Origin of the sequence: Streptomyces xanthophaeus, from assembly GCF_030440515.1 — a bacterium.
Classification (GTDB): Bacteria; Actinomycetota; Actinomycetes; order Streptomycetales; family Streptomycetaceae; genus Streptomyces; species Streptomyces kutzneri.
On record NZ_CP076543.1, the window covers coordinates 6,697,257 to 6,717,270 of the forward strand.

The 20,014-nt window shown below is 74.9% G+C and carries 15 protein-coding genes; 7 read left to right on the forward strand and 8 right to left on the reverse strand.

The features are described from left to right. Positions 1–110: 110 nt before the first annotated feature. Both KO717_RS29980 and KO717_RS29985 read right to left on the reverse strand, forming a co-directional pair. A complete protein-coding gene (locus tag KO717_RS29980; RefSeq protein WP_301372488.1) occupies positions 111–1,739 on the reverse strand; it encodes an ATP-binding protein in 1,629 nt (542 codons plus the stop codon). A 69-nt stretch (positions 1,740–1,808) separates the two neighbouring features. Further along, on the reverse strand, positions 1,809–2,003 hold the full coding sequence (locus KO717_RS29985; RefSeq protein ID WP_007262923.1) for a hypothetical protein: 195 nt from the start codon (positions 2,001–2,003) through the stop codon (positions 1,809–1,811). Between the two features lie 328 nt (positions 2,004–2,331). Between KO717_RS29985 and KO717_RS29990 the strand changes: the two genes are divergently transcribed. Next, positions 2,332–2,754 (forward strand): ankyrin repeat domain-containing protein, encoded by a 423-nt coding sequence (locus KO717_RS29990; RefSeq protein ID WP_301372490.1) that lies wholly within the window; start codon positions 2,332–2,334, stop codon positions 2,752–2,754. A 337-nt stretch (positions 2,755–3,091) separates the two neighbouring features. Further along, on the forward strand, positions 3,092–4,489 hold the full coding sequence (locus KO717_RS29995) for a HEAT repeat domain-containing protein (protein WP_301372491.1): 1,398 nt from the start codon (positions 3,092–3,094) through the stop codon (positions 4,487–4,489). 95 nt (positions 4,490–4,584) lie between these two features. On the opposite strand, the gene KO717_RS30000 is transcribed toward KO717_RS29995, so the two are convergent. From KO717_RS30000 to KO717_RS30020, 5 genes are all read right to left on the reverse strand, one after another. After that, on the reverse strand, positions 4,585–5,250 hold the full coding sequence (locus tag KO717_RS30000; protein WP_301372492.1) for a hypothetical protein: 666 nt from the start codon (positions 5,248–5,250) through the stop codon (positions 4,585–4,587). Then, positions 5,247–5,819, reverse strand: coding sequence for an RNA polymerase sigma factor (locus KO717_RS30005; protein ID WP_202202497.1), 573 nt, complete (start codon positions 5,817–5,819; stop codon positions 5,247–5,249). Before KO717_RS30005 ends, KO717_RS30000 begins: the two co-directional genes overlap by 4 nt. Before the next feature lie 72 nt (positions 5,820–5,891). After that, positions 5,892–6,761 (reverse strand): biotin-dependent carboxyltransferase family protein, encoded by an 870-nt coding sequence (locus KO717_RS30010; RefSeq protein WP_301372494.1) that lies wholly within the window; start codon positions 6,759–6,761, stop codon positions 5,892–5,894. Beyond that, positions 6,754–7,377: a 5-oxoprolinase subunit B family protein gene (locus tag KO717_RS30015; protein WP_301372496.1), complete on the reverse strand. Its 624-nt coding sequence runs from the start codon at positions 7,375–7,377 to the stop codon at positions 6,754–6,756. The genes KO717_RS30010 and KO717_RS30015 overlap by 8 nt, the downstream gene beginning before the upstream one ends. Continuing rightward, positions 7,374–8,168 (reverse strand): LamB/YcsF family protein, encoded by a 795-nt coding sequence (locus tag KO717_RS30020; RefSeq protein WP_301372497.1) that lies wholly within the window; start codon positions 8,166–8,168, stop codon positions 7,374–7,376. The genes KO717_RS30015 and KO717_RS30020 overlap by 4 nt, the downstream gene beginning before the upstream one ends. Before the next feature lie 99 nt (positions 8,169–8,267). Here KO717_RS30020 and KO717_RS30025 point away from each other — a divergent pair, with 99 nt between their 5' ends. The 3 genes from KO717_RS30025 (at position 8,268) to KO717_RS30035 (ending at position 15,825) form a co-directional block, all read left to right on the forward strand. Beyond that, positions 8,268–9,773, forward strand: coding sequence for a hypothetical protein (locus KO717_RS30025; protein WP_301372498.1), 1,506 nt, complete (start codon positions 8,268–8,270; stop codon positions 9,771–9,773). A 295-nt stretch (positions 9,774–10,068) separates the two neighbouring features. After that, positions 10,069–10,971, forward strand: coding sequence for a hypothetical protein (locus KO717_RS30030; RefSeq protein ID WP_301372500.1), 903 nt, complete (start codon positions 10,069–10,071; stop codon positions 10,969–10,971). Positions 10,972–11,046: 75 nt separating this feature from the next. Beyond that, entirely contained in the window at positions 11,047–15,825 is a 4,779-nt protein-coding gene (locus KO717_RS30035) for a hypothetical protein (protein ID WP_301372501.1), read from the forward strand. Between the two features lie 43 nt (positions 15,826–15,868). Here the strand turns inward: KO717_RS30035 and KO717_RS30040 are convergent, their stop codons facing one another. After that, positions 15,869–16,327: a hypothetical protein gene (locus tag KO717_RS30040; protein WP_301372503.1), complete on the reverse strand. Its 459-nt coding sequence runs from the start codon at positions 16,325–16,327 to the stop codon at positions 15,869–15,871. Positions 16,328–16,748: 421 nt separating this feature from the next. Between KO717_RS30040 and KO717_RS30045 the strand changes: the two genes are divergently transcribed. Continuing rightward, entirely contained in the window at positions 16,749–19,580 is a 2,832-nt protein-coding gene (locus KO717_RS30045) for a sensor histidine kinase (RefSeq protein WP_301372504.1), read from the forward strand. Next, positions 19,577–20,014: a roadblock/LC7 domain-containing protein gene (locus KO717_RS30050; protein WP_030016314.1), complete on the forward strand. Its 438-nt coding sequence runs from the start codon at positions 19,577–19,579 to the stop codon at positions 20,012–20,014. The genes KO717_RS30045 and KO717_RS30050 overlap by 4 nt, the downstream gene beginning before the upstream one ends.

Here is a 20,014-nt window from a genome sequence, read left to right on the forward strand (position 1 = left end):
CGCCGAGTGCAACCACCCCCCCGTACGGTCCGGCTCCCCGCCACGCTCGGCGTCCGAGGAGATGCCCCGGCGCGGCCCGGCTCCGTCGTAGCCGGCCCCGTAGCGCCCGGCTACGAAGCCTCGGCCTCGGCCGGTACCTCCGGGGCGTCCAGGGCCGAGCCCTGCGCGGGCGGCTGCCCCTGGACCGGCTTGGTCAGCGTGCTCCGGTCCCGCCCGCCGATCCCGCCGGGTGCGAGCCGGTCCGGCAGCAGCTCCAGCACGGCCTGGCGGTACGCCGGGTGCGTGCCCTCGTCGTAGGGGTCCGGGGTGGCGGGCACCTGAAGCCGGTGCACGGGCCCGGTGCCGAGCCGGGCGTACCCGCGCCCCGGCGGCACCTGGGCGGTCGGGGTGGTGTGCGGCGGCAGCCCCAGTACGTCGGCGACCTGCTGGACCGCGGCGGGCCCGAGCACGACGCGGGCGCGGGTGTGCTGCCAGACGGCGTCGTTGAGCAGTTCCAGGTGCCCGAACTGCTCGGCCACCACCACGGTGACGTGTGCGGGCCGTCCGTGCCGCAGCGGCACCTGCAGCTGGGCCAGCGGGTCGGGGCCGCCCTCGGCGACGGAGAGGTGGGCCAGCACGCTCGGCTGGTCCAGCAGGATCCACAGGGGCCGGCGGGTGTCCTCGGGCGCGGGCCGGCCCACCTCCCGGGCCCGGTGGGTGGCGATGAGCCGCCGTTCGGTCTCCTGCGCGGCCCATTCCAGCGTGGCCTGCGCCCCGGTCGGGCCGCATTCCACGGCGAGGACACCGCTGCGGCCGGACAGGCAGGAGTACTCACCGCTGCCGCCGCCGTCGACGATCAGTACGTCGCCCCCGTGCCGCAGGGCCTGCAGGGCCACGGAGCGCAGCAGGGTGGAGGTGCCGCTGCCGGGCTGGCCTACGGCCAGCAGGTGGGGTTCGGTGGAGCGGGGCCCGGTGCGCCAGATCACCGGCGGCACGTCCCGGGGCTCGTCGCCCTCCAGGACGGGCAGGGTGCGCTGTACGCCGCCGGCGTCGGTGAATCCGAGCACGGTCTCGCCGGGGGAGGTGACGAACGGCTGGGCGGCGATGCCCGTCGGCAGTGCCGCCAGCACCCGCAGGTCGAGCTGGTTGCCCTCCTCGTCCCAGTCGAAGAGATACTCCCGTCCGCGCCCGGACTTGGCGTGCAGCAGTGCCTCGATCCGGGCCCGTGAGGTGGCCTCGCCGTCCGTGAAGTAGGCCGGGTAGCGGATGTGGAGCCGGGTGATGCGGCCCGCCTCGTCGAACTCGTAGTCGCTGAAGGCCTTGTCCCAGTCCCCGCCGTGGGCGAAGAGCGGACTCGGGTCCTCAGGGATGGAGAAGTACGGCACGAGGGCTTCGTAGAGGGAGCCGAGCCGTTCGGTCTCGGTGTCGCTGGGTCCGGTCTTCGCCGGGGTGCGGTCGCGTCCGTGCCAGGCCGCCGCCGCCATGAGGGTGATCAGGGCGAGGAGGGGGCCGTAGGAGACGAGTGCGACCACCAGGACGCAGGCGGCTCCGAGGAACAGCGCGGGACCACGCTTGTCCTTGGGGGTCTGCGACCACCGGCGTCGCCCGGCCGCGGCCAGGATGCGCAGGCCGCGTCCGATGACGAGGAGCGGATGGAGGACGTCCGTGGCACTGTCGGCGGCCGTGCGAGCGAGGTCGCGGCCCCGGGCCAGCGACGTGGTGCCGCTGCTGAGGATGCGGGGAAGTGGGCGCCGGGCCACGGGCGTCTCCTGGAGTTGTGGGTGTGACGGTGTTCCGGGTGCTGCTGGTGCGGCTGCCTGATGGCCGGGCTAGAGCTTGATCCCGCCGAGCAGGCTCGCGAGGCTCGCCGTGCTCGCCGTGATGCTCGGGGCGATGGCGGAGCCGGCGAGGAAGAAGCCGAAGAGCGCGCAGACGAACGCGTGCGTCAGCTTCATCCCGTCCTTCTTGAAGAAGAGGAAGCAGATGATGCCGAGCAGGACCACGCCTGAGATGGACAGGACCATGAGGTTTCTCCTGGTTGGTGGGGACAGTCACCATCAGTTCTTCCAGGCTCACAGGAAGTATCAATGCGACAAAAGGTGCATACGGGTGAATTCCTGGGTTTTTCACTTGACCGGCTCAGCCCGGCTGGCGTGCCCGGCGTGCGGGGGGTCGAAGGTGATCATTGCCTCGGCCCGACCCGGACATGTGCAGGCCAGGGCGCTACTCTGGCGATTCACCCGTACGGACGCAGCGCCGTGCACCCCCCTGCCCGCCCGGCCCCAGCCGGGTCTTCGACGTCGTGACGGGTGGGCGGACCATGTCAGCAACGAGTGAAAGGCGGTACGAACCATGAGCGAGCACGCAGCCGAGGGCTCCGGTTCCCAGGACGTCCCCGACGAGGACGTCATCGAACTGGCCACCAAGATCTTCGACCTCGCCCGCCAGGGTGAGACCGCGACGCTCACCGCCTACCTGGACGCCGGGGTTCCGGCGAACCTCACCAACGACCGCGGGGACACCCTGGTCATGCTCGCCGCCTACCACGGTCACGCCGACGCCGTGTCGGCCCTGCTGGCCCGCGGCGCCGAGGCCGACCGCGCCAACGACCGCGGCCAGACCCCGCTCGCCGGCGCGGTCTTCAAGGGCGAGGAGGCCGTCATCCGTGCGCTGCTCGCGGGCGGGGCCGATCCGAAGGCCGGAACCCCCTCGGCCGTGGACACGGCGCGCATGTTCGCCAAGGCCGACCTGCTGGAACTTTTCGGAGCCGAGTAGTCCGGTTTTGCCGGGGATCTGGCCGGGCCCGGACGCATCCCCAGCTCACAGGTTGGTCACGGCGGCCATAAATGTGGTCGCGGCGCACAAACCGCCTGGGTCATCATGGCGTCGGATTCGATTCGCGAGCACGGGGGACGGGCAGAAGCGGGCGAGCGAGAACACGAAGGGTGTGCGAGGCCGGCCCGGCCTCCATGATCACGAAGCACCGACGAGAGTGAGAAGGCAATGGTCTACATCGAGCGGAACATGACGGCGGACGTCCTCACATGCTGTTACGCGGCCCTGTGAATCCCGATTCCCGGTTGCGTCCCCAGCTTGATTTGAGGCCATTCCCATGTTCGAACCAGTCATAGCGCCGAGCGGTACCCTGCTCGGGCTCCTCCAGCGGGGCCGTGGCGACGGCACGCTGCACGCACTCGCGGCACCCAGGGCGGAGGCCCTCGAGGCCCTCAACCAGTGCGTGCTCCGCGACCCGCGCCAGGACTGGCAGGTCGAGAACCGCTCCTTGTACTACGCCCGGCTGTACCTGGACCTCGCCGGTCCCCTGGGCGAGATCGAGGCCCACCTCTTCAGCGCCGACGACCTCGTCGACGAGGAGGACCACCGCACGGGCCTCGCCCTGTCCGTCCTGGGCCACCTGGCCTCCTACGGCCGCGACGACGCGCTCATGCTGCTGCGCCGCTACGCCGCCTCCGGGGCGAACTGGGCCTGGGCACTCGACGAGCTGGCCCTGCGCGACGACGACGAAGGCCTGCGGTCCCTGGCCTCGGCCGTCCTCGCCCGCTTCCCCGCCACGGCGGAGGGCGAGGCGCGGCTGGCCGCCGCCGTCCGCGACGCCTACGAGCCCCGCCCGTGGTGCCTGTGGGAGGAGACGCCCCAGTACGGGGAGCGCCTGCGCGCCGCCCGTCAGCAGGGCTCCTTCGACCGCTGGCAGCGCCAGATGACCCCGAGCGGGCCCCGGCCCGGCTGGGGCGTCCAGGCCGTCTTCGACTGGGCCGCCGACGGGCTGCGCCGCGGCACCCCGCTGCACGTCCCCGCGGCCCGCTGCCTCGCCGCCGTGGCCCAGCCCGAGGACCGCTCCGCCATCCTCGCGGCCGCCGCCGGCGCCGACGGGGAGGCCGCCCGGGCCACCGCCCTGCACCACCTGGTCCTTGCCGAGCCGGACAACCCGGCCGTGCTGGACCTCATCGAAGCCGCCGCCGACGAGCCCGCCGTGGCCGCCTACGAGCGCATGTGCGGCCCCGAGGCCGTCGAACGGGCCCGGCGCTGGGTCCACCGCCCCGACGCGCTCGGCGAGGCCGCCGCGGCCACCCTGGCCGCCCGCGGCGGAGCCGAGGACGCGGGCCTGGTGCTGGGCGCCCTGCGCTCCACCGTGCGCGGTGCGGGCCCGGACACCCGGCGCCTGTTCGCCCTGGTGGACGGGGCCGGCCGGCTCGCCATCGGCTGCGCGGCCCCCGTGCTGCGCCACATCTACCGCGAGACCGCCTCGTCCCACCTGCGCGGCCGGGCCGCACGGGCGCTGGCCAGCACCGACCCCTCCTTCGCGGCGGGCTTCGCCGTCGAATGCCTGTGGGACTGCGAGGAGACCACCCGCGAGGTGGCGGCCCGCCACGCCGAGACGGCCGACGCCCGCGTGGCGCCCCGGCTGCGCCGCCTGGCCTCCGATCCCGCGGAGGAGGAGGACGTCCAGTCGGCCGTCCGCAGCCGCATCGCACCGGAATCGGCCGTGTAGACCCGCCGGCAGCCCCACCGACAGCACTCGGCCCGGCCCCCTGACAAGAGGGGGCCGGGCCGAGTGCTGTGACGGCGCGGGGCCGCGCAGCGCGATCAGGGCGAAAGGGTGGCCGGTGGGCTGGGGGTTCGGGTGGGGCGCCCCATTTCCTTCTCTTTCAGGAAGGCCAATCGGAAGTCGACCGAGCAGTACGGGACCCATTCGTTCGGCAGGACTCCGAAGGCGAGTCCCCACTTCTCCTCCCACCACGGCTGGAAGTACGCCCACGTCAACACGAGCGTGTGTCCCGGGGGGACCGCCTTCGGGTTGACCTTGAGGGTGCGTTTGCCATCGCTGCTCGACACGCCGGCCGCGGGATCGTCCTTCGGGCCGCGGACCCAGCCCTTGACCGCCTTGCACTCGAGTTCCGGCAGCAGCGGGGGCACGACGGTCGGGACCCCCAGTTCCTTCAGCCGGTCGGCCAGGGCCGGGAGCTGCTCCTGCCGGGGCGCATCGAACCGCAGCGACCCGTCCGGCTCCTTCGTGATCTTGGGCGCGTCCGAGGCCGAACGGCTCGGCGTGCCGGCCGGCAGGGAGCCGGTGCGGGTGCTGCCCGTGAGGGTCATGACGGCGACCACGGTGGCCGTGGCGACGCCCACCGCGAGCGGAATGCCGTACCGCCGGGCGAAGGACCGGGCGGGGGGCGTGGGCTCGATCTCGGGGAGACGGGCCAGGAGCGCTGCCTTCAGCCGCTCCTCGAAGCCACTGGGGCTGCTGTTCATCGGGCTGCCTCCATCTGGCGTGCGGTCATGGAGCCCGGGGCGCCCAGAGCGCGCCGGGCCCGGTGCAGGCGGACGCGGACCGTCGCCTGGGTGACGCCGAGGGCCTGGGCGGCCTCGGCCGGGGTGAGCTGGTCGAGCACGACCAGGTCGAGGGCGGCGCGCAGCGGCTCGGACAGGGCGGCGTGGCGCTCCGCGAGCTCTCTGAACGCGCGCTGGGCGTCGATCCGCTCCTCCAGCGCCGCCACGTCCTCGTCGTCGAGCAGGCGCCGCCCGCTCAGCCGCGCCAGCGCCCCGCTCTCGCGCGCCAGCCCGCGGGCATGGCCCGACAGGACGTTGCGGGCTATTCCGAACACCCAGGCGACCGGCGCTCCCCTGTCGGGCCGGTAGCCGCGGGCCGAGCTCATCGCGGCCAGGAAGATGTCGGCCGTCAGATCGGCCGCCAGGTGCGGGTCGGCGACCCGCCGCGTGACGAAGCCGAGCACGGCGTCGATGTGTTCCTCGTAGAACGCCGCGAACCCCTCGGGCGTGGTGAGGTCTGGTGGTCCGGTCTCGTGTCGTGGGCTGAGCACCCGGTTCCTCCCTGCGCGGGGGACCCGGTCGGCCCCCTCACCCCGTACTTGGCCGAAGCCGCCTCGAACGTTTCACCGGGACCTCACGAACCTGACCGGCACGCCCGGCCGGGCCTGCGCCGCCGCGTCCAGGGCCGGTCCCGGCGGGACCACGCCCACCACCGGGTAGCCGCCCGTCACCGGGTGATCGGCCAGGAACACCACCGGCAGCCCGTCCGGCGGCACCTGGACCGCGCCCAGCACCATGCCCTCGCTCGGCAGCTCGCCCGCCCGGGCGCGGACCAGCGCGGGGCCCGCCTCCGTGCGCAGCCCGATCCGGTTCGACCTCGGCGACACCCGGAACGCCGCCCGCCACAGCCCGGCCAGCGAGGCCCCCGTGAACCAGTCCGCCCTCGGCCCCGGCCGCAGCGGGAGCAGCAGCTCCGAAGGCGGCCCGGGCAGGCCGCAGGCATCCGCCCCGGGGGCCGGATCCGGGCCCGGCAGGCCGACCGGCAGCAGCATCCCGGCCGACAGGACCGGCGGCCCCAGCCCGGACAGCAGGTCCGTGGAGCGACTGCCCAGGACCGGCGGGACGGTCAGGCCTCCCCGCACCGCGACGTAGCCGCGCACTCCCGACTCCGCCCGGCCCACCTCCAGCTCCGCCCCCGCCGGGAGCCGGACCGGCGCCCCCCAGGCCACCGGGCGACCGGAGATCCGTACCGGACAGGGCGCGCCCGTGACCGCCACGGTGGTCGCAGCCAGGGCCCGCAGCCCGACCCCGTCCAGGGTCGTCTCCAGCGCCGCCGCGTCCGGAGCGTTGCCGACGAGCCGGTTGGCCAGCGCGTACGCCGCCGTGTCGAGGGCTCCCGAGCGCGGGACCCCCAGATGCGCGTACCCCGGGCGCCCCCGGTCCTGGACCGTCGTCAGCGCCCCCGGCCGCACCACCAGCAGCCCCTCAGCCACGGCCGTCCCCCTCCGTGAACCGCACCCGGACCCCGGGTGCGAAGAGCGCCGCCGGTTCGCGCCGCGGATCCCACAGCACCGCGTCCGTGGAGCCGATCAGCTGCCAGCCGCCGGGGGAGGAGCGCGGGTACACCCCCGCGTACTCCCCGGCCAGCGCCAGCGAGCCCGCCGGGACGGCCGTACGGGGCGTCTCGCGGCGGGGGAGGTGGAAGCGCTCCGGCAGTCCCGTCAGGTAGCCGAAGCCCGGCGCGAAACCGCAGAAGGCCACCCGGAAGACGGTCGCGCCGACGATCCCCGGGACCTCCCGCGGGGCGACCCTCCACAGCCGGGCCACCTCCACCAGGTCCGGGCCGTCGTACCGCACCGGCACGGTGACCTCAGGCCCCTGCGCCGGCGCGAGCGGCGGGACCTCCCACCGCGCGATCCGGGCACCGAGCGCCGCCGGGTCCCGTACGCCGTCCAGCAGCACGGTCCGCGCGGCCGGCACGAGGTCCCGTACGGGCCCCAGCTCGCCCGCCTCCCGGCGGCGCAGCAGCTCGGCGTGGAGCGCGGCGACCTCGTCCGCCGACTCCAGTTCGATCAGCAGCGCCTCACCACCCACCACCAGGGGCCTCACGCGAAGGCCTCCACCCGGACCCCGGCCGCGCCCAGCGCCTCCCGGACCCGGCGGGCGAGCCCGGCCGCCCCCGGGGTGTCCCCGTGCAGGCACAGCGAGCGCGCGGCCACCCGGACCGGCGATCCGTCGGCCGCCGTCACCGCCCCCTCGGCCGCCATCCGGACGGCCCGCGCCACGACCGCCTCCGGGTCGTGCAGCACGGCATGCGGCTCGCCGCGCGGGACCAGCGTCCCGGCCGGCGTGTAGGCGCGGTCGGCGAATGCCTCCGGTACGGGAGCCAGCCCGGCCTCCCCGGCCGCGGCCAGCAGCAGCGACCCGGGCAGTCCCAGCACCGGCAGGCCCCCGGTGGTACCGGACCCGGCCGCCAGCCGGACGCCCGCGACCACGGCGGCGGCCTGGCCCGCGTCGTGCACGGTGCGGTTGTACAGCGCGCCGTGCGGTTTCACGTAGGACACCCGGGAGCCGGCCGCCCGGGCGAACACCTCCAGCGCCCCGATCTGGTAGGCCACCTCGTCGGCGAGCTCACCGGGCGGCACGTCCATGGAGCGCCGCCCGAAACCGGCCAGATCGCGGTAGGACACCTGCGCGCCGATCCGCACACCCCGCTCCGCGGCCAGCTCGCACACGCGGCGCATGATGGACGGGTCACCGGCGTGGAAGCCGCAGGCCACATTGGCGCTCGTGACGACGGAGAGCAGGGCCTCGTCGTCGGTGAGCGTCCAGCGCCCGAAGCCCTCGCCGAGGTCGGCGTTGAGGTCGATCACCGGAACGGATGCGATCATGGAATCCATGCGCCGAGCGTAGAGCAGACGGCCTGACCGGCTGCCGGGACGATCCGGCCGAACCATGCCGTTTGGGATGTTGTCAGCAACAGGACCTAGTCTTTGTCCGTGACTCTCCCCGCCCCGGCGAAGACCCTTCCGTCCCCGGCGCCGGGCCCGGCCGCCGACGAGGGCCTGGCCCGGCGGCTGCGCGCCCTCGCCTGCACCGCCCCGCTCCACGACCTCGACGTACGCAAGGCCAATCTGGCCGGCGAGTACGGGGTCTACGCGATGGCGGAGGTCGCGCTGGCCGCGATCGACCTGGTCACGCTCAACATGGACTTCGACACGGGCGCCGACCACGAGCAGATAGTGGCCAGGCTGCTGCCCCGCGTCGCGGCCCAGGCCCCCACCCGCCCGGCGGCCGAGCACGAGCGGGTGGCCCGCTGGGTGCTGGAGAACCTGATCAACGTCGGCAGCGTGGACCGCGGTTTCCGCGCGATCTACGGCACCTTCGGCCCCGACGGCGTCTACGTGCGCCGGGACTACGACTTCAAGCTGATCGAAGAGGTCCCCGGCTACGGCGGCGTGGTCTACCTGCGCACCACCGACGAGGCCGTCAACGTCCTGGTCGGCGCCCTCGACACGGACGTCACCAGCGCCCAGATCGCCGCCGAGGTCAAGCTGGAGGTGCTGATCAGCCGCGGCCGGCTGGCCGACGCCCAGCTCGCCGCCGAGCAGGCCCGCTACCGGACCGTCCAGTACGCCGAGACCCTGCGCCGCACGCTGGACGCGACGCGCCGCAACGTCCGGGCGGTGGACTGGCTCCAGGCCGTGCCCGACATGATCGCCGAGGCCCTGGACCACGTCGCCGACCGCTACCGCCACGAGAACGCGATCCTGACCAACATCCGCAAGGCGCGCGACGAGGCGGAGGAACCGGAGAACAAGCGGCGCGCGGCCGAACTCGTCGACATCGTCAAGGACTGCATCCGCCGCCACACGCAGCTACAGTCCCGGCTGCTGGACGCCGGCCCGCTGTTCCGCGCCGAACAGGACCGCCAGGCCTTCGCCGCCCCGGCACCCCGCTCCGGCATCGACCTGTACGGCCAGCTCGTCGCCCCGCTCCTGCCGCTCCCCCTGGAGCAGGCGAGCCGGGTGACCGCCGCCTTCTTCGCCTCCGGCGCGGGGCTGCGCACGCCCGTCTCGGTGCGGGTGGCCGACCTGGTCGAGATCCTGCTCACCCCGCCCGTGGAGCGCGAGCACCTCGGCGCGGAGATGCCCGAACCGGACCTCATCGCCACCCCGGACGACAGCCGCTTCAGCGAGGAGCAGCTCGCCGCCGCTACGGAGCTCCTGGACCTCCCGCACGACGCCCCGCGGCGGCTGTCCGGGCTCCTCGCACAGGCCCGCCGCAGCGATCCGGAACTGCCGTACCTGGTGGCCCTGCTGGCCGTCCACGCGGCGAGCCCGGCCGTCGGCACGGCCTACCGGCAGGGGGAGGAGCGGCTCCTCTTCGCGGTGGACGACGGCACGCAGCTCGACGACCCCGAATTCGGCGGCGCCGACCTCATCGTCGGCACCGCCCTCCTGGACGCCGCGGGCATGGCCGCCGACCGCGCGGAGGCCTCGTGACCGCCGTCGCCTCTGCCTGTCCCGTCGTAGCCCGGCCGGCTCCCCATTCAGCCCCTCCGGCGTTTGAGGAGCGGGGTCCGGGGCGGAGCCCCAGGAATCCCGGCTCCGCCGGGCACCGGGCTCTGCCCGGACCTGCGCCTCGAACGCAGGCGAGGCCGGATGTGGCTGAGCCATCGGCCGGACGCCCGCGCGTCGCGAGGCACGTCGCCGCGGCCGAATCCCCTGCGCGGCCCTGCCGCGCGCCCCGTACCGCCCGTACGACCCGTACGACCCGCACCGCCGAGGAGACCCACCCGTGAGCGACCACCACGCCGAGCACCCCGCGTGGAGCGAGCCCGACGCGCCGGCGGCTCCCGCCGTGCCCGCCGGCACCGCCGCGGTGACCCCCGCCGACGCCGCCGACGCGGCCCGGCTCGTCGCGTTCGGGCTGCAGCCCAAGCTGCTCCCCGCCCGGGACGCCGAGTACGCGGAGCTGCTGCGCCGCTACCGCGAGGACCCGGCCTTCGGCCGACTCGCCGACGCCGTCGCCACCGGCCTCGGCCTCGTCGTCCTGGAGGTGTCCCCGCGCGCCGGCATGGCCGTGGCCGCCGGTGAGGACTCCGTCTTCGCCGTCCGGATGGGCGACTACGCCCGCCGCACCGCCGCAGACTCCGCCGACCGCTTCCTGCACGGCCTCGCGCACCTCGCCGTGGCCGCCCTGGCCTTCCCGCGCCCCGAGGACCTCGCCGACGACGGCTACATCGGCCGCATCACCGTCAACGGCGTCGACGCCTTCGTCCGGCAGACCTGCCGCCGCCTGGAGGAGCGCGCCGAGGAGCTCGGTGAGAACACCGACCCGGCCACCGACGCCCCCGGCCTGGAGGCCGCCTGGCGCGTCTACGCCCGCCGCAGCGCGACCGGCGCCACCAAGGACGCCCGCCGCCTCGCGGGCTCCACCACCGGCATCGTCGGCAAGGCGGCCGCCTTCCTCACCGACTCCGGTTTCCTCCAGCGCACCGGGGACGAGGCCGGCGGCACCTACCGCACCACCCCCCGCTACCAGCTCCAGGTCCGGGACATGGCGGGCAGCGCGGCGATGGCCGAGCTCCTGGAGCTCGGCGTGGTCCCCGTCAGCGACGGTTCCGCCACCCTGCTGCCGCCGCCCGAGGGCGACGACCTGGAACTGGCCGCCGACGCCGGGCTCCCGTTCCACGCCTGAGCCCCCGGGCCCCGCGGCCCGCGCCCCGATCCCCGTACGTCCTGCCTTACCAAGACACCACGAGAGTCCGCCGCCATGTACGAGCTGTCCCGGATCCGCCTCTACTCCATCGGGCCCGCCGGTGCGCGCTACGCCGACACCGTGCTCGACCTGCGCGGAGTCGGCGAGCCGGTGCCCCACCCGGCGCCGACCCAGGCGGAATTCTTCGAGGACGAGCCCACCGGCCCGCCGCGCCGGCCCGCGCCCGCCGGCGTGCTCTTCCTGGAGAACGGCGGCGGCAAGTCCGTCCTCCTCAAGCTGATCTTCTCGGTGATGCTTCCCGGCCACCGCAACACCCTCGGCGGTGCCAGCTCCGGCGTCCTGCGCAAGTTCCTGCTCGCCGACGACTGCGGCCACGTCGCCCTGGAGTGGCAGCACACCCAGACCGGCGAGTGCGTGGTCGTCGGCAAGGTCAGCGAATGGCGCGGCCGCCAGGTCTCCAACGACCCGCGCAAGTTCGCCGAGGCCTGGTACTCCTTCCGCCCCGGCCCCGGCCTGAGCCTCGACAGCCTGCCCGTCGCCGAGGCGACCTCCGTGCGCCCGCCCGTCGAAGGCGCCTCCGGTGCCCAGGGCCGCCGCCGCACGATGAAGGGCTTCCGCGACTCCCTCACCGAGGCGGGCAAGGCGTACCCGCACCTGGAGGTGTACTTCGAGGAGATCCACGACCGCTGGAACGAGCACCTCACCGAACTCGGCCTCGACCCCGAACTCTTCCGCTACCAGCGCGAGATGAACGCCGACGAGGGCGAGGCCGCCGGCCTCTTCGCGGTCAAGAAGGACTCCGACTTCACCGACCTCCTGCTGCGCGCCGTCACCGACACCCGCGACACGGACGGCCTCGCCGACCTCGTCCACGGCTTCGGCAACAAACTCGGCCGCCGCGCCGAACTCATGGCCGAACGGGACTTCACCGCAGGCTCGGTGGACCTGCTCACCCGCATCGTCGAGGCCGCCGGAGCCCGCTCCCGGCTGCGCGACGTGCACGCGGGCGCGGAACGCCGTACGCGCACCCTCGCCCGCCGGCTGTCCGCCCGCGCCGCCGAGGAACGCGGCCGGGCCGCCGACCTCGCCCAGCAGGTCACCGGCGCCGCCCACCAGGTCACCGCCGCCGAGTCCGCGCGCACCCGCAGCGCCGCCGTCTCTGCCGAGCTCGCCTACCGGCACGCCTCGCTGGCCCTGACCGTCGCCGACAAGGCCGCCGCGGCCCAGCGCCGCGAACTCCTCGAAGCCCGCACCCTGCACTCCGCCTGGCAGGCCGCCGAGAACGTGCTGCGCCACCGGGCCGCCGCCGACCGCTCCGCCCGCGTCGCCGCGGCGATCCTGGAGGCCGAACGGGACGCCGCCCCGGCCCTGGCCGCCCGCGCCACCGCCGCCGGAGAGCTCGTCCGCGCCCTGCACACCGCCGCCGAGCACGGCGAGCGGCTCGCGAACGAGGAGGAGGAGCGTTCCGCCGCGCTCCAGGCCACCGGCGAGGACGCCCACCGCGACGCCACCGCCGCCGCCACGGCCGCCCAGCGGGCCCGCAGCGAGGCCGAGCACCTGCGCTCGCGCCTCGCCGAGGTCCAGCAGGAGACCGCCGAGGCCGTCCGCGCCGGCTGGCTCGACGACACCGCCCCCGACGCCGACCCGGCCCGCGCGGCCCTCGCCGCCACCGACGCCGAGAAGACCGCCGTGGCCGCCTGGGACGAGTCCCGGGAAGCCGCCCGCGCCACCGCCGAGGCCGCCCGCGAGGCCGCCGCCGCGGAATCCCGCGCCGAGCTCACCGCCGCCCGCGCGGCGGACGCCGCCGACGCGGCCGAGGCCGCCCACGACGCGGAGCACCGGGCCGCGGCCTCCCTCGCCACCGCCCCGCGCCTGGCCGAGCTGCTGGGGCTCCCGTCGGTCCCCGCCTCCTTCCTTCCCCACCCGCGCACGCAGAGCGGTACCTCCGGCACCTCCGGCGCCCTCGCAGGCTCCGGCGCGCAGGCCGCGTCGGCCGGGGCCGGGCACGGATCCGCCGCGCACGGATCCGCCGGGCACGGCCTCGCCCCGGCCGGTCCCGCCGGCCGCCCCGAAGCCGCCGCAGGCGGTGGGCTCACCGTCGCCGACCTCGACCGCAACGCCGACGACCTGCGCACCCTGCTCACCGACGGGGTCGCCGCGGCCGAACGCCAGCTCTTCGAGCTGCGCACCGCGGCCGCCGACGACGCCCGCATCCTCGGCGCCCTCGGCGACGGCGGCCTGCTGCCGCCCGGCCCGGACGTCCTGGCCACCGTGGAATACCTCGGCGAGCACGGCATTCCCGCCCTCCCCGGCTGGCGCTACCTCGCCCAGTCCGTGGACCCCGCCGACCACGCCGCCGTCCTCGCAGCCCGCCCCGAACTCGTCGACGGCGTCGTCATCACCGACCCCGACACCCACGGACGGGCCCGCGAGGTGCTCTCCGGCGCCGCCCTGCTGCCCCGCTCCACCGTCGCCGTCGGCACGGCCGCCGCCCTGCTGGCCCCGCTGCCGCCGGCCGACTCCGGCGACGACTCCGGCGTGTTCCTCGTACCGCCGAACCCGGCCATGCACGACGAGCACGCCGCCGACGAGGAGCGCCAGGCACTGCGCGCCCGCGCCGCCGCCCGCGACACCGAGATCCGCGACCTCGCGGCCCGCCTCGGCGGTGACCGCGAGCTCGCCGCCCGCCTCGGCTCCTGGCGCACCGGCTGCCCGCCCGGCCGCCTCACCGAACTCGCGGAAGCGGCGGCCGCCGCCCGGATGTTCGCCGAGGAGACCGACGCCGAGCTCGCGGAGGCCCGTACCGTTCGCGCCGAGGCCGACGAGGCCGCCGCCGACGCGGCCCGGGTCCGCGAGGAGCGCCAGGACGCCGCCCAGCGCGCCCGCCGCGCCGCCGACGCCCTCGCCGGGCTCGCCTTCCGGCTGCGCGAGCGCGCCGGCTGGCAGGCCAAGCTCCGCGAACTCGCCGACGACGCCGCCGAGTCCGAGGCCCGCGCCGAGGTGTGCCTGGACCGGGCCCGCGCCGCCGACGAGGACCGCCGCGCAGCCCAGCGCGCCGCCGACGACGCACGGCGCACCGCCCGCGCCCTGCGCGCCGAACGCGCCGAGATCGCCGGCGCCCCCGACCAGCTGCCCGACAGCGACAGCGACAGCGACAGCGACGGCGACGGCCCCCGGGCGCCGCTGCCCGACCTGCGCGAGGCCTACCGCGCGGCCTCCCAGCTCTACGAGAAGGTCGGCGTCGGCGCCGACCTGCGCGCCGAACAGGCCCGCGCCGAGAGCGACGAGAGCGCCGCCCTGGCCGAGCTCGACCGCCTCACCAACAAGGTCCGCACCCGGGCCGCCCAGCTCCTCGAAGGCACCGACGGTGCCGACGGCCCTTCCCGGCAGGCCGCGGCCGCCCGCGCCGAGTCCCTCGTACAGATGCTGGAGACCCGCGCGTCCACCGCCAGCGAGCAGCTCGGCCGGCTGCGCGGCGAGGCCGAACGGCACGCTCCCACCGAGGGGGAGGCGCACACCGAACTCCCCGAGGAGCTCGTCCCCGAGGACGTCGAACAGGCCCAGGCCCTGCTGCGCACGGCCACCGCCCAGCTCGCCGCCCACAGCGCGGCCGTGGAGAGCGCCCGGGCCGCCCACGCGGACCTGCTGCGCGCCCACCGCACCGCCGAGGACGGCGCCGGCGGCTTCGACGAGACCGCGGCGATGCTCCGGGACCTGCTGCGCGACCACACGCACCAGGACGACGAGCAGGAGCCGGTGCCCCACGCGGGCACGCTGGAGGAGGCCCGGCAGTCCGCGACCGAGGCCCGCCGCTCCCTGCGCGGCTGCTCGGCCGACCTCTCGGCCGCCGAGTCCGCGGTGCGCGAGGCGAGCGACATCCTGGTCCGGCACGCCAACGCCACCCGCTACGAACAGGTACGCACCCCCGCGCGCCAGCAGATCCGCGAACTGCCCGCCTCCGCCCTGCCCGAGCACGCGGCGGCCTGGGCCGCGGCCTTCGCGCCCCGGCTGCGCGTCCTCACCGACGAACTGGCCCAGCTGGAGCGCAACCGCGACAGCATCGTCGACCGCCTGCGCGGCCTCGTCGAATCGGCCCTGGCCACGCTCCGCTCCGCGCAGCGGCTCTCGCAGCTTCCGGAGGGCCTCGGTGAATGGTCGGGCCAGGAGTTCCTGCGGATCCGTTTCGAGGAGCCGGACCAGGCCACGCTCACGGAGCGGCTCGGCGAGGTCATCGACGAGGCCACCCGCGCGGCCGTGAAGAAGAACAGCAGCGCCTCCTTCGGCGAGGGCCGCCGTGACGGCATGTCCCTGCTGCTGAGGGGCGTCCAGGCGGCCCTGGAGCCCAAGGGCATCTCCGTGGAGATTCTCAAGCCGGACGCGGTGCTGCGCGCCGAGCGGGTACCCGTGGGCCAGATGGGCGACGTGTTCTCCGGCGGGCAGCTGCTGACCGCCGCGATCGCGCTGTACTGCACCATGGCGGCGCTGCGCAGCAACGACCGCGGCCGCGACAAGCACCGGCACGCGGGCACGCTGTTCCTCGACAACCCGATCGGCCGCGCCAACGCCACGTACCTGCTGGAGCTCCAGCGGGCCGTCTCCGACGCGCTGGGCGTCCAGCTGCTCTACACGACCGGGCTGTTCGACACCACGGCCCTCGCCGAGTTCCCGCTGGTGATCCGCCTGCGCAACGACGCGGACCTGCGGGCGGGCCTGAAGTACATCAGCGTCGAGGAGCACCTGCGCCCGGGGCTGCCGCAGCAGTCCGCGGAGACGGAGACCATCCACGGCGAGATCACGGCGACCCGCATGTTCCGCCGCAGCGGCGTTTCCTGACGCACGAGCCCGCCCTGATCGGCAGGACGGCCCCCTCAGGGCGTCAGTGCGCGGAATAGCGGCCGGAGGCCGCCAGAGGGCCGTCCTCGCGGGGTATTCGGCCCGCGGCGGCCTTCCGGGCCTCCCGGGCCGCCCGGGAGGCCCGACGGGCCTCCCGGCGGCGGCTGCGTGCCGTGCTGCTCGGCTCCGACAGGACCCCGTACCGCTGGTTCCAGGTCTGCCGGGTGATCCACACGTCCAGCACGCCCCAGGTGGCGACGATCGTCCCCGCTATCGCGCCGAGCCCCATCGGAAGGGCCAGCCAGGACCCGGTCAGGGTCAGGAAGAACGTGATCGCCGCCTGCGTCAGGGTCACGGCCACGATCAGCACCGCCCGCACCGCGGAGGTCCGTACCGAATCCGGCATCCGGCGCCGCCGGGCCGGCTCCTCGACCCACAGTCCCCGCCCGGCCCCACCGGCACCCAGGCCCGCACTCGCGCCGCCGCCCTCGTCACTGCTCATGGTCCGCTCACTCCCCACCGCGCGGTCCGTCATGCCTGCTCGCCCTGCCTACTTGCCACGTCTGCCCACCACGTCCACCCCTCACCGCTGCGACGCGCCCCTCGAACAGACAGACGTCCGGCGGTGCCGAGAGATTCCCGGATCGCGGATACCCACACGGGCCGGAATGATCGCGGAACGAACAATTCCAGCCATCCATCGGGTTGCGGGAACCGACGCCCCACCGAGTGTCATCTGCCACATATCGGGCCGCAGTTGACCGGAAGTGTCGGACAACTGGTGATCTTCCTCCCGGTGTCAGGCCGAAAACGTCCGGACACGCCTTCGAAGCTGCCCCGCAGCAGTAGTAGGCTCACGCCGTTTAAATGACGGAACACCGACCCCCGGCAACGGGGTTGACCTGGGGGAGGCTGGGGAGGCCATGCGCTTTCGCGGGAAGTCCATCCGCCGGAAGATCGTGGCGTTGCTCCTTGTGCCGCTCGTCTCCCTGACCGCCCTCTGGGGCTTCGCGACAGTCATCACCGGCCGTGAGGCCCTCCAACTCTTCGACGTGGCCTACATCATCGACAAGGTCGGCTACCCCATCGAGGACGTCGCCCGCGTCATCCAGAAGGAACGGCGCCAGACCCTGGTCGTCCTCGGCGACCCCCGGGCCGCCACCGCCACGGCCGAACTCACCAAGCGCCGCGCCGAAACCGACCAGGCCGTCGAGCAGATCAGCGTCAGCGCCCGCGACCCCAAGGTCATCGACGAGCTGAGCCCGCAGAGCGCCCAGCGCCTGCACTCGATCGTCGCCGCCTTCCAGGGCATCGGCACCATGCGCCGCTCCGTCGACCAGAACGCCCTGGACCCCACGCAGGCCCTGGACCTCTACAACCGGCTGGTCGACCCCTGCTACGACTTCCTCATGAACCTCCACGGCCTGGACAACGTGGAGGTGGACAAGGAAGGCCGCGCCCTCGTCGGCATCAGCCGCGCCCGCGAACTGCTCTCCCGCGAGGACGCCGTCATCGCCTCGGCCCTCGCCGCGCGCAACGTCACCGCTCCCGACGTTCGCCGCGTCTCCGACTTCGCCGCCAACCGCGGCCTGCTCTACGAGTTCAACCTCGTGACCCTCCCCGCCGACGACCGGGAGCGCTTCGAGAAGTACTGGAAGGACCCCGCGACCCAGCCCCTGCGCGACGCCGAGGAACGCTTCATAGCCGGCGGCGCCGTCAACAAGCCGCGCAGCGTCACCGCCGCCCAGTGGGACGAGGCCTCCACCAAGGTCCTCGACGACCTGGCCGCCATGAACACCGACGCAGGCAACCGCTACCAGGAACGCATCGAGCCCGTCGCCATGGACGTCATGGTCCAGGCCGCCGCCGCCGGCATCCTCGGCTTCCTCGCCCTGATCGTGTCCCTGGTGCTGTCCGTACGCATCGGCCGCGACCTCGTCCGCGACCTGTCCCGGCTGCGCAAGGAGGCCCACGAGGCCTCCGGCGTGCGGCTGCCCAGCGTGATGCGCCGCCTCGCCGCCGGCGAGCACGTGGACGTGGAGACCGAGGCACCCCACCTCGAATACGAGAAGGACGAGGTCGGCCAGGTCGGCCAGGCCCTCAACACCCTCCAGCGCGCCGCCGTCGAGGCCGCCGTCAAGCAGGCCGACCTGCGCCGCGGCGTCTCCGAGGTGTTCGTCAACCTGGCCCGCCGCAACCAGGTGCTGCTGCACCGCCAGCTGACCCTCCTCGACACCATGGAACGCCGTACCGAGGACACCGAGGAACTGGCCGACCTCTTCCGCCTCGACCACATGACCACCCGCATGCGCCGGCACGCCGAGGGCCTCGTGATCCTCTCCGGCGCCGCGCCCTCGCGCCAGTGGCGCAAGCCCGTCCAGCTGATGGACGTCGTACGCGCCGCCGTCGCCGAGGTCGAGGACTACGAGCGCATCGAGGTACGCCGGCTCACCCGCCTGGGCATCGTCGGCCCCGCCGTCGCCGACATCACCCACCTCATCGCCGAACTCCTGGAGAACGCCACCGTGTTCTCGCCGCCGCACACCGCGGTCCAGGTGCACGGCGAGCGCGTCGCCAACGGCTTCACCCTGGAGATCCACGACCGCGGCCTCGGCATGACCCCCGAAGCGCTGCTCGACGCGAACCTCCGGCTCGCCGAGACCCCCGAGTTCGAACTCTCCGACACCGACCGCCTCGGCCTGTTCGTCGTCAGCCGCCTCGCACAGCGCCACAGCGTCAAGGTCGTCCTCCAGCCCAGCCCGTACGGAGGCACCACCGCGGTGCTCTTCCTGCCCGCGGCCCTGCTGACCGAGGCTCCCGAGACCAACGGCGCGGGCGCACGGTTCGACGGCGCCCGCGCCGCCGCCAAGCCCCTCCGGTCCGACAAGGCCGGCCACCTCGGCCGCGCAGGGTCCGAGCGGCCCACACCCGCCGCCATGGAGCGCGCGTCCGCCGGCCGCCAGCTGCCCGCCGCCGAACTGCGCGGACCGGTCGAGCTGGAGGCCCCGCTCCCGGCCGGCGGCCTGGACCGGCTGGACGGCCTCGACGACCCCGCCGCGCTCGACGACGCCCCCACGGCGATCACGAGCCGCATCGGCGCCCACGGCCGCCCGGTCATGGCGACGCTCGACGACGAGACCCCGCCGAACGGCATCCCGCGCAGCGCCCTCCTGGGCCTGCGCCCGGCGGACCGGCCGCACACCGACCGGCACGCGGACCGCGGAGGCTCCCGCAAGGGCGACCGCGACCGCGAGGCGCTCGCGCCCACCGGCCCGGTCCGGCTGGACACCCAGCGCGTGGAGACCCCGCATCCGGACGGCTCCCGCTCCCAGGGCGCCGTACCGCTGCCGCGGCGCCGCCCGACCCCGACTCTGGTCGCCGAGCACGGCCGCCGGGTGGAGCCCCGCCCGGTGTCCGTGGTCCCGCAGCCCTCCCCGGCCTCCACGGCCGGATCCGATCCCGGATCCGATGCGGGGGCCGCCGCACCCGGCCCCGGCATCGGCGGGCTGCCCCGCCGGGTCCGCCAGGCCAGCCTGGCGCCCCAGCTCAAGAAGTCCCCGTCCGCCGCCCTCGCCGAAGCCGCCCCCGACCAGGCGGCCGACCGCGACGCGGATGACGTACGTACGCGCATGTCCGCACTCCAGCGTGGCTGGACTGCGGGCCGCAACCAGCACGCACAGCAGAAGTCCGAGACCGGGGCAGGCACATCCGCCGCCGACGGTCCCGCGAACGAGAACGAAGGGGACGGTCGATGACCGCACCGCAGACCGGCAACGACACCAGGGGCCGCGGCTCCGGCCCGCTCAACTGGCTCCTCGACGAGCTCGTCGACCGGGTCGGCTCCATCCGCAAGGCGGTGGTCCTCTCCGGCGACGGCCTGCCCACCGGCAGCTCCAAGGACCTGACCCGCGAGGACAGCGAGCACCTGGCGGCGGTCGCCTCCGGTTTCCACAGCCTGGCCAAGGGCGTCGGCCGCCACTTCGACTCCGGCCGGGTCCGCCAGACCGTGGTCGAGCTGGACGAGGCCTTCCTCTTCGTCATGGCCGCGGGCGACGGCAGCTGCCTGGCCGTCCTGGCCGACGCCGACTCCGACGTCGGCCAGGTGGCGTACGAGATGACGCTCATGGTCAAGCGCGTCGGCGACCACCTGGCGACCGCCCCGCGCACCGGGCTGCCAGCCGGAGGGTGA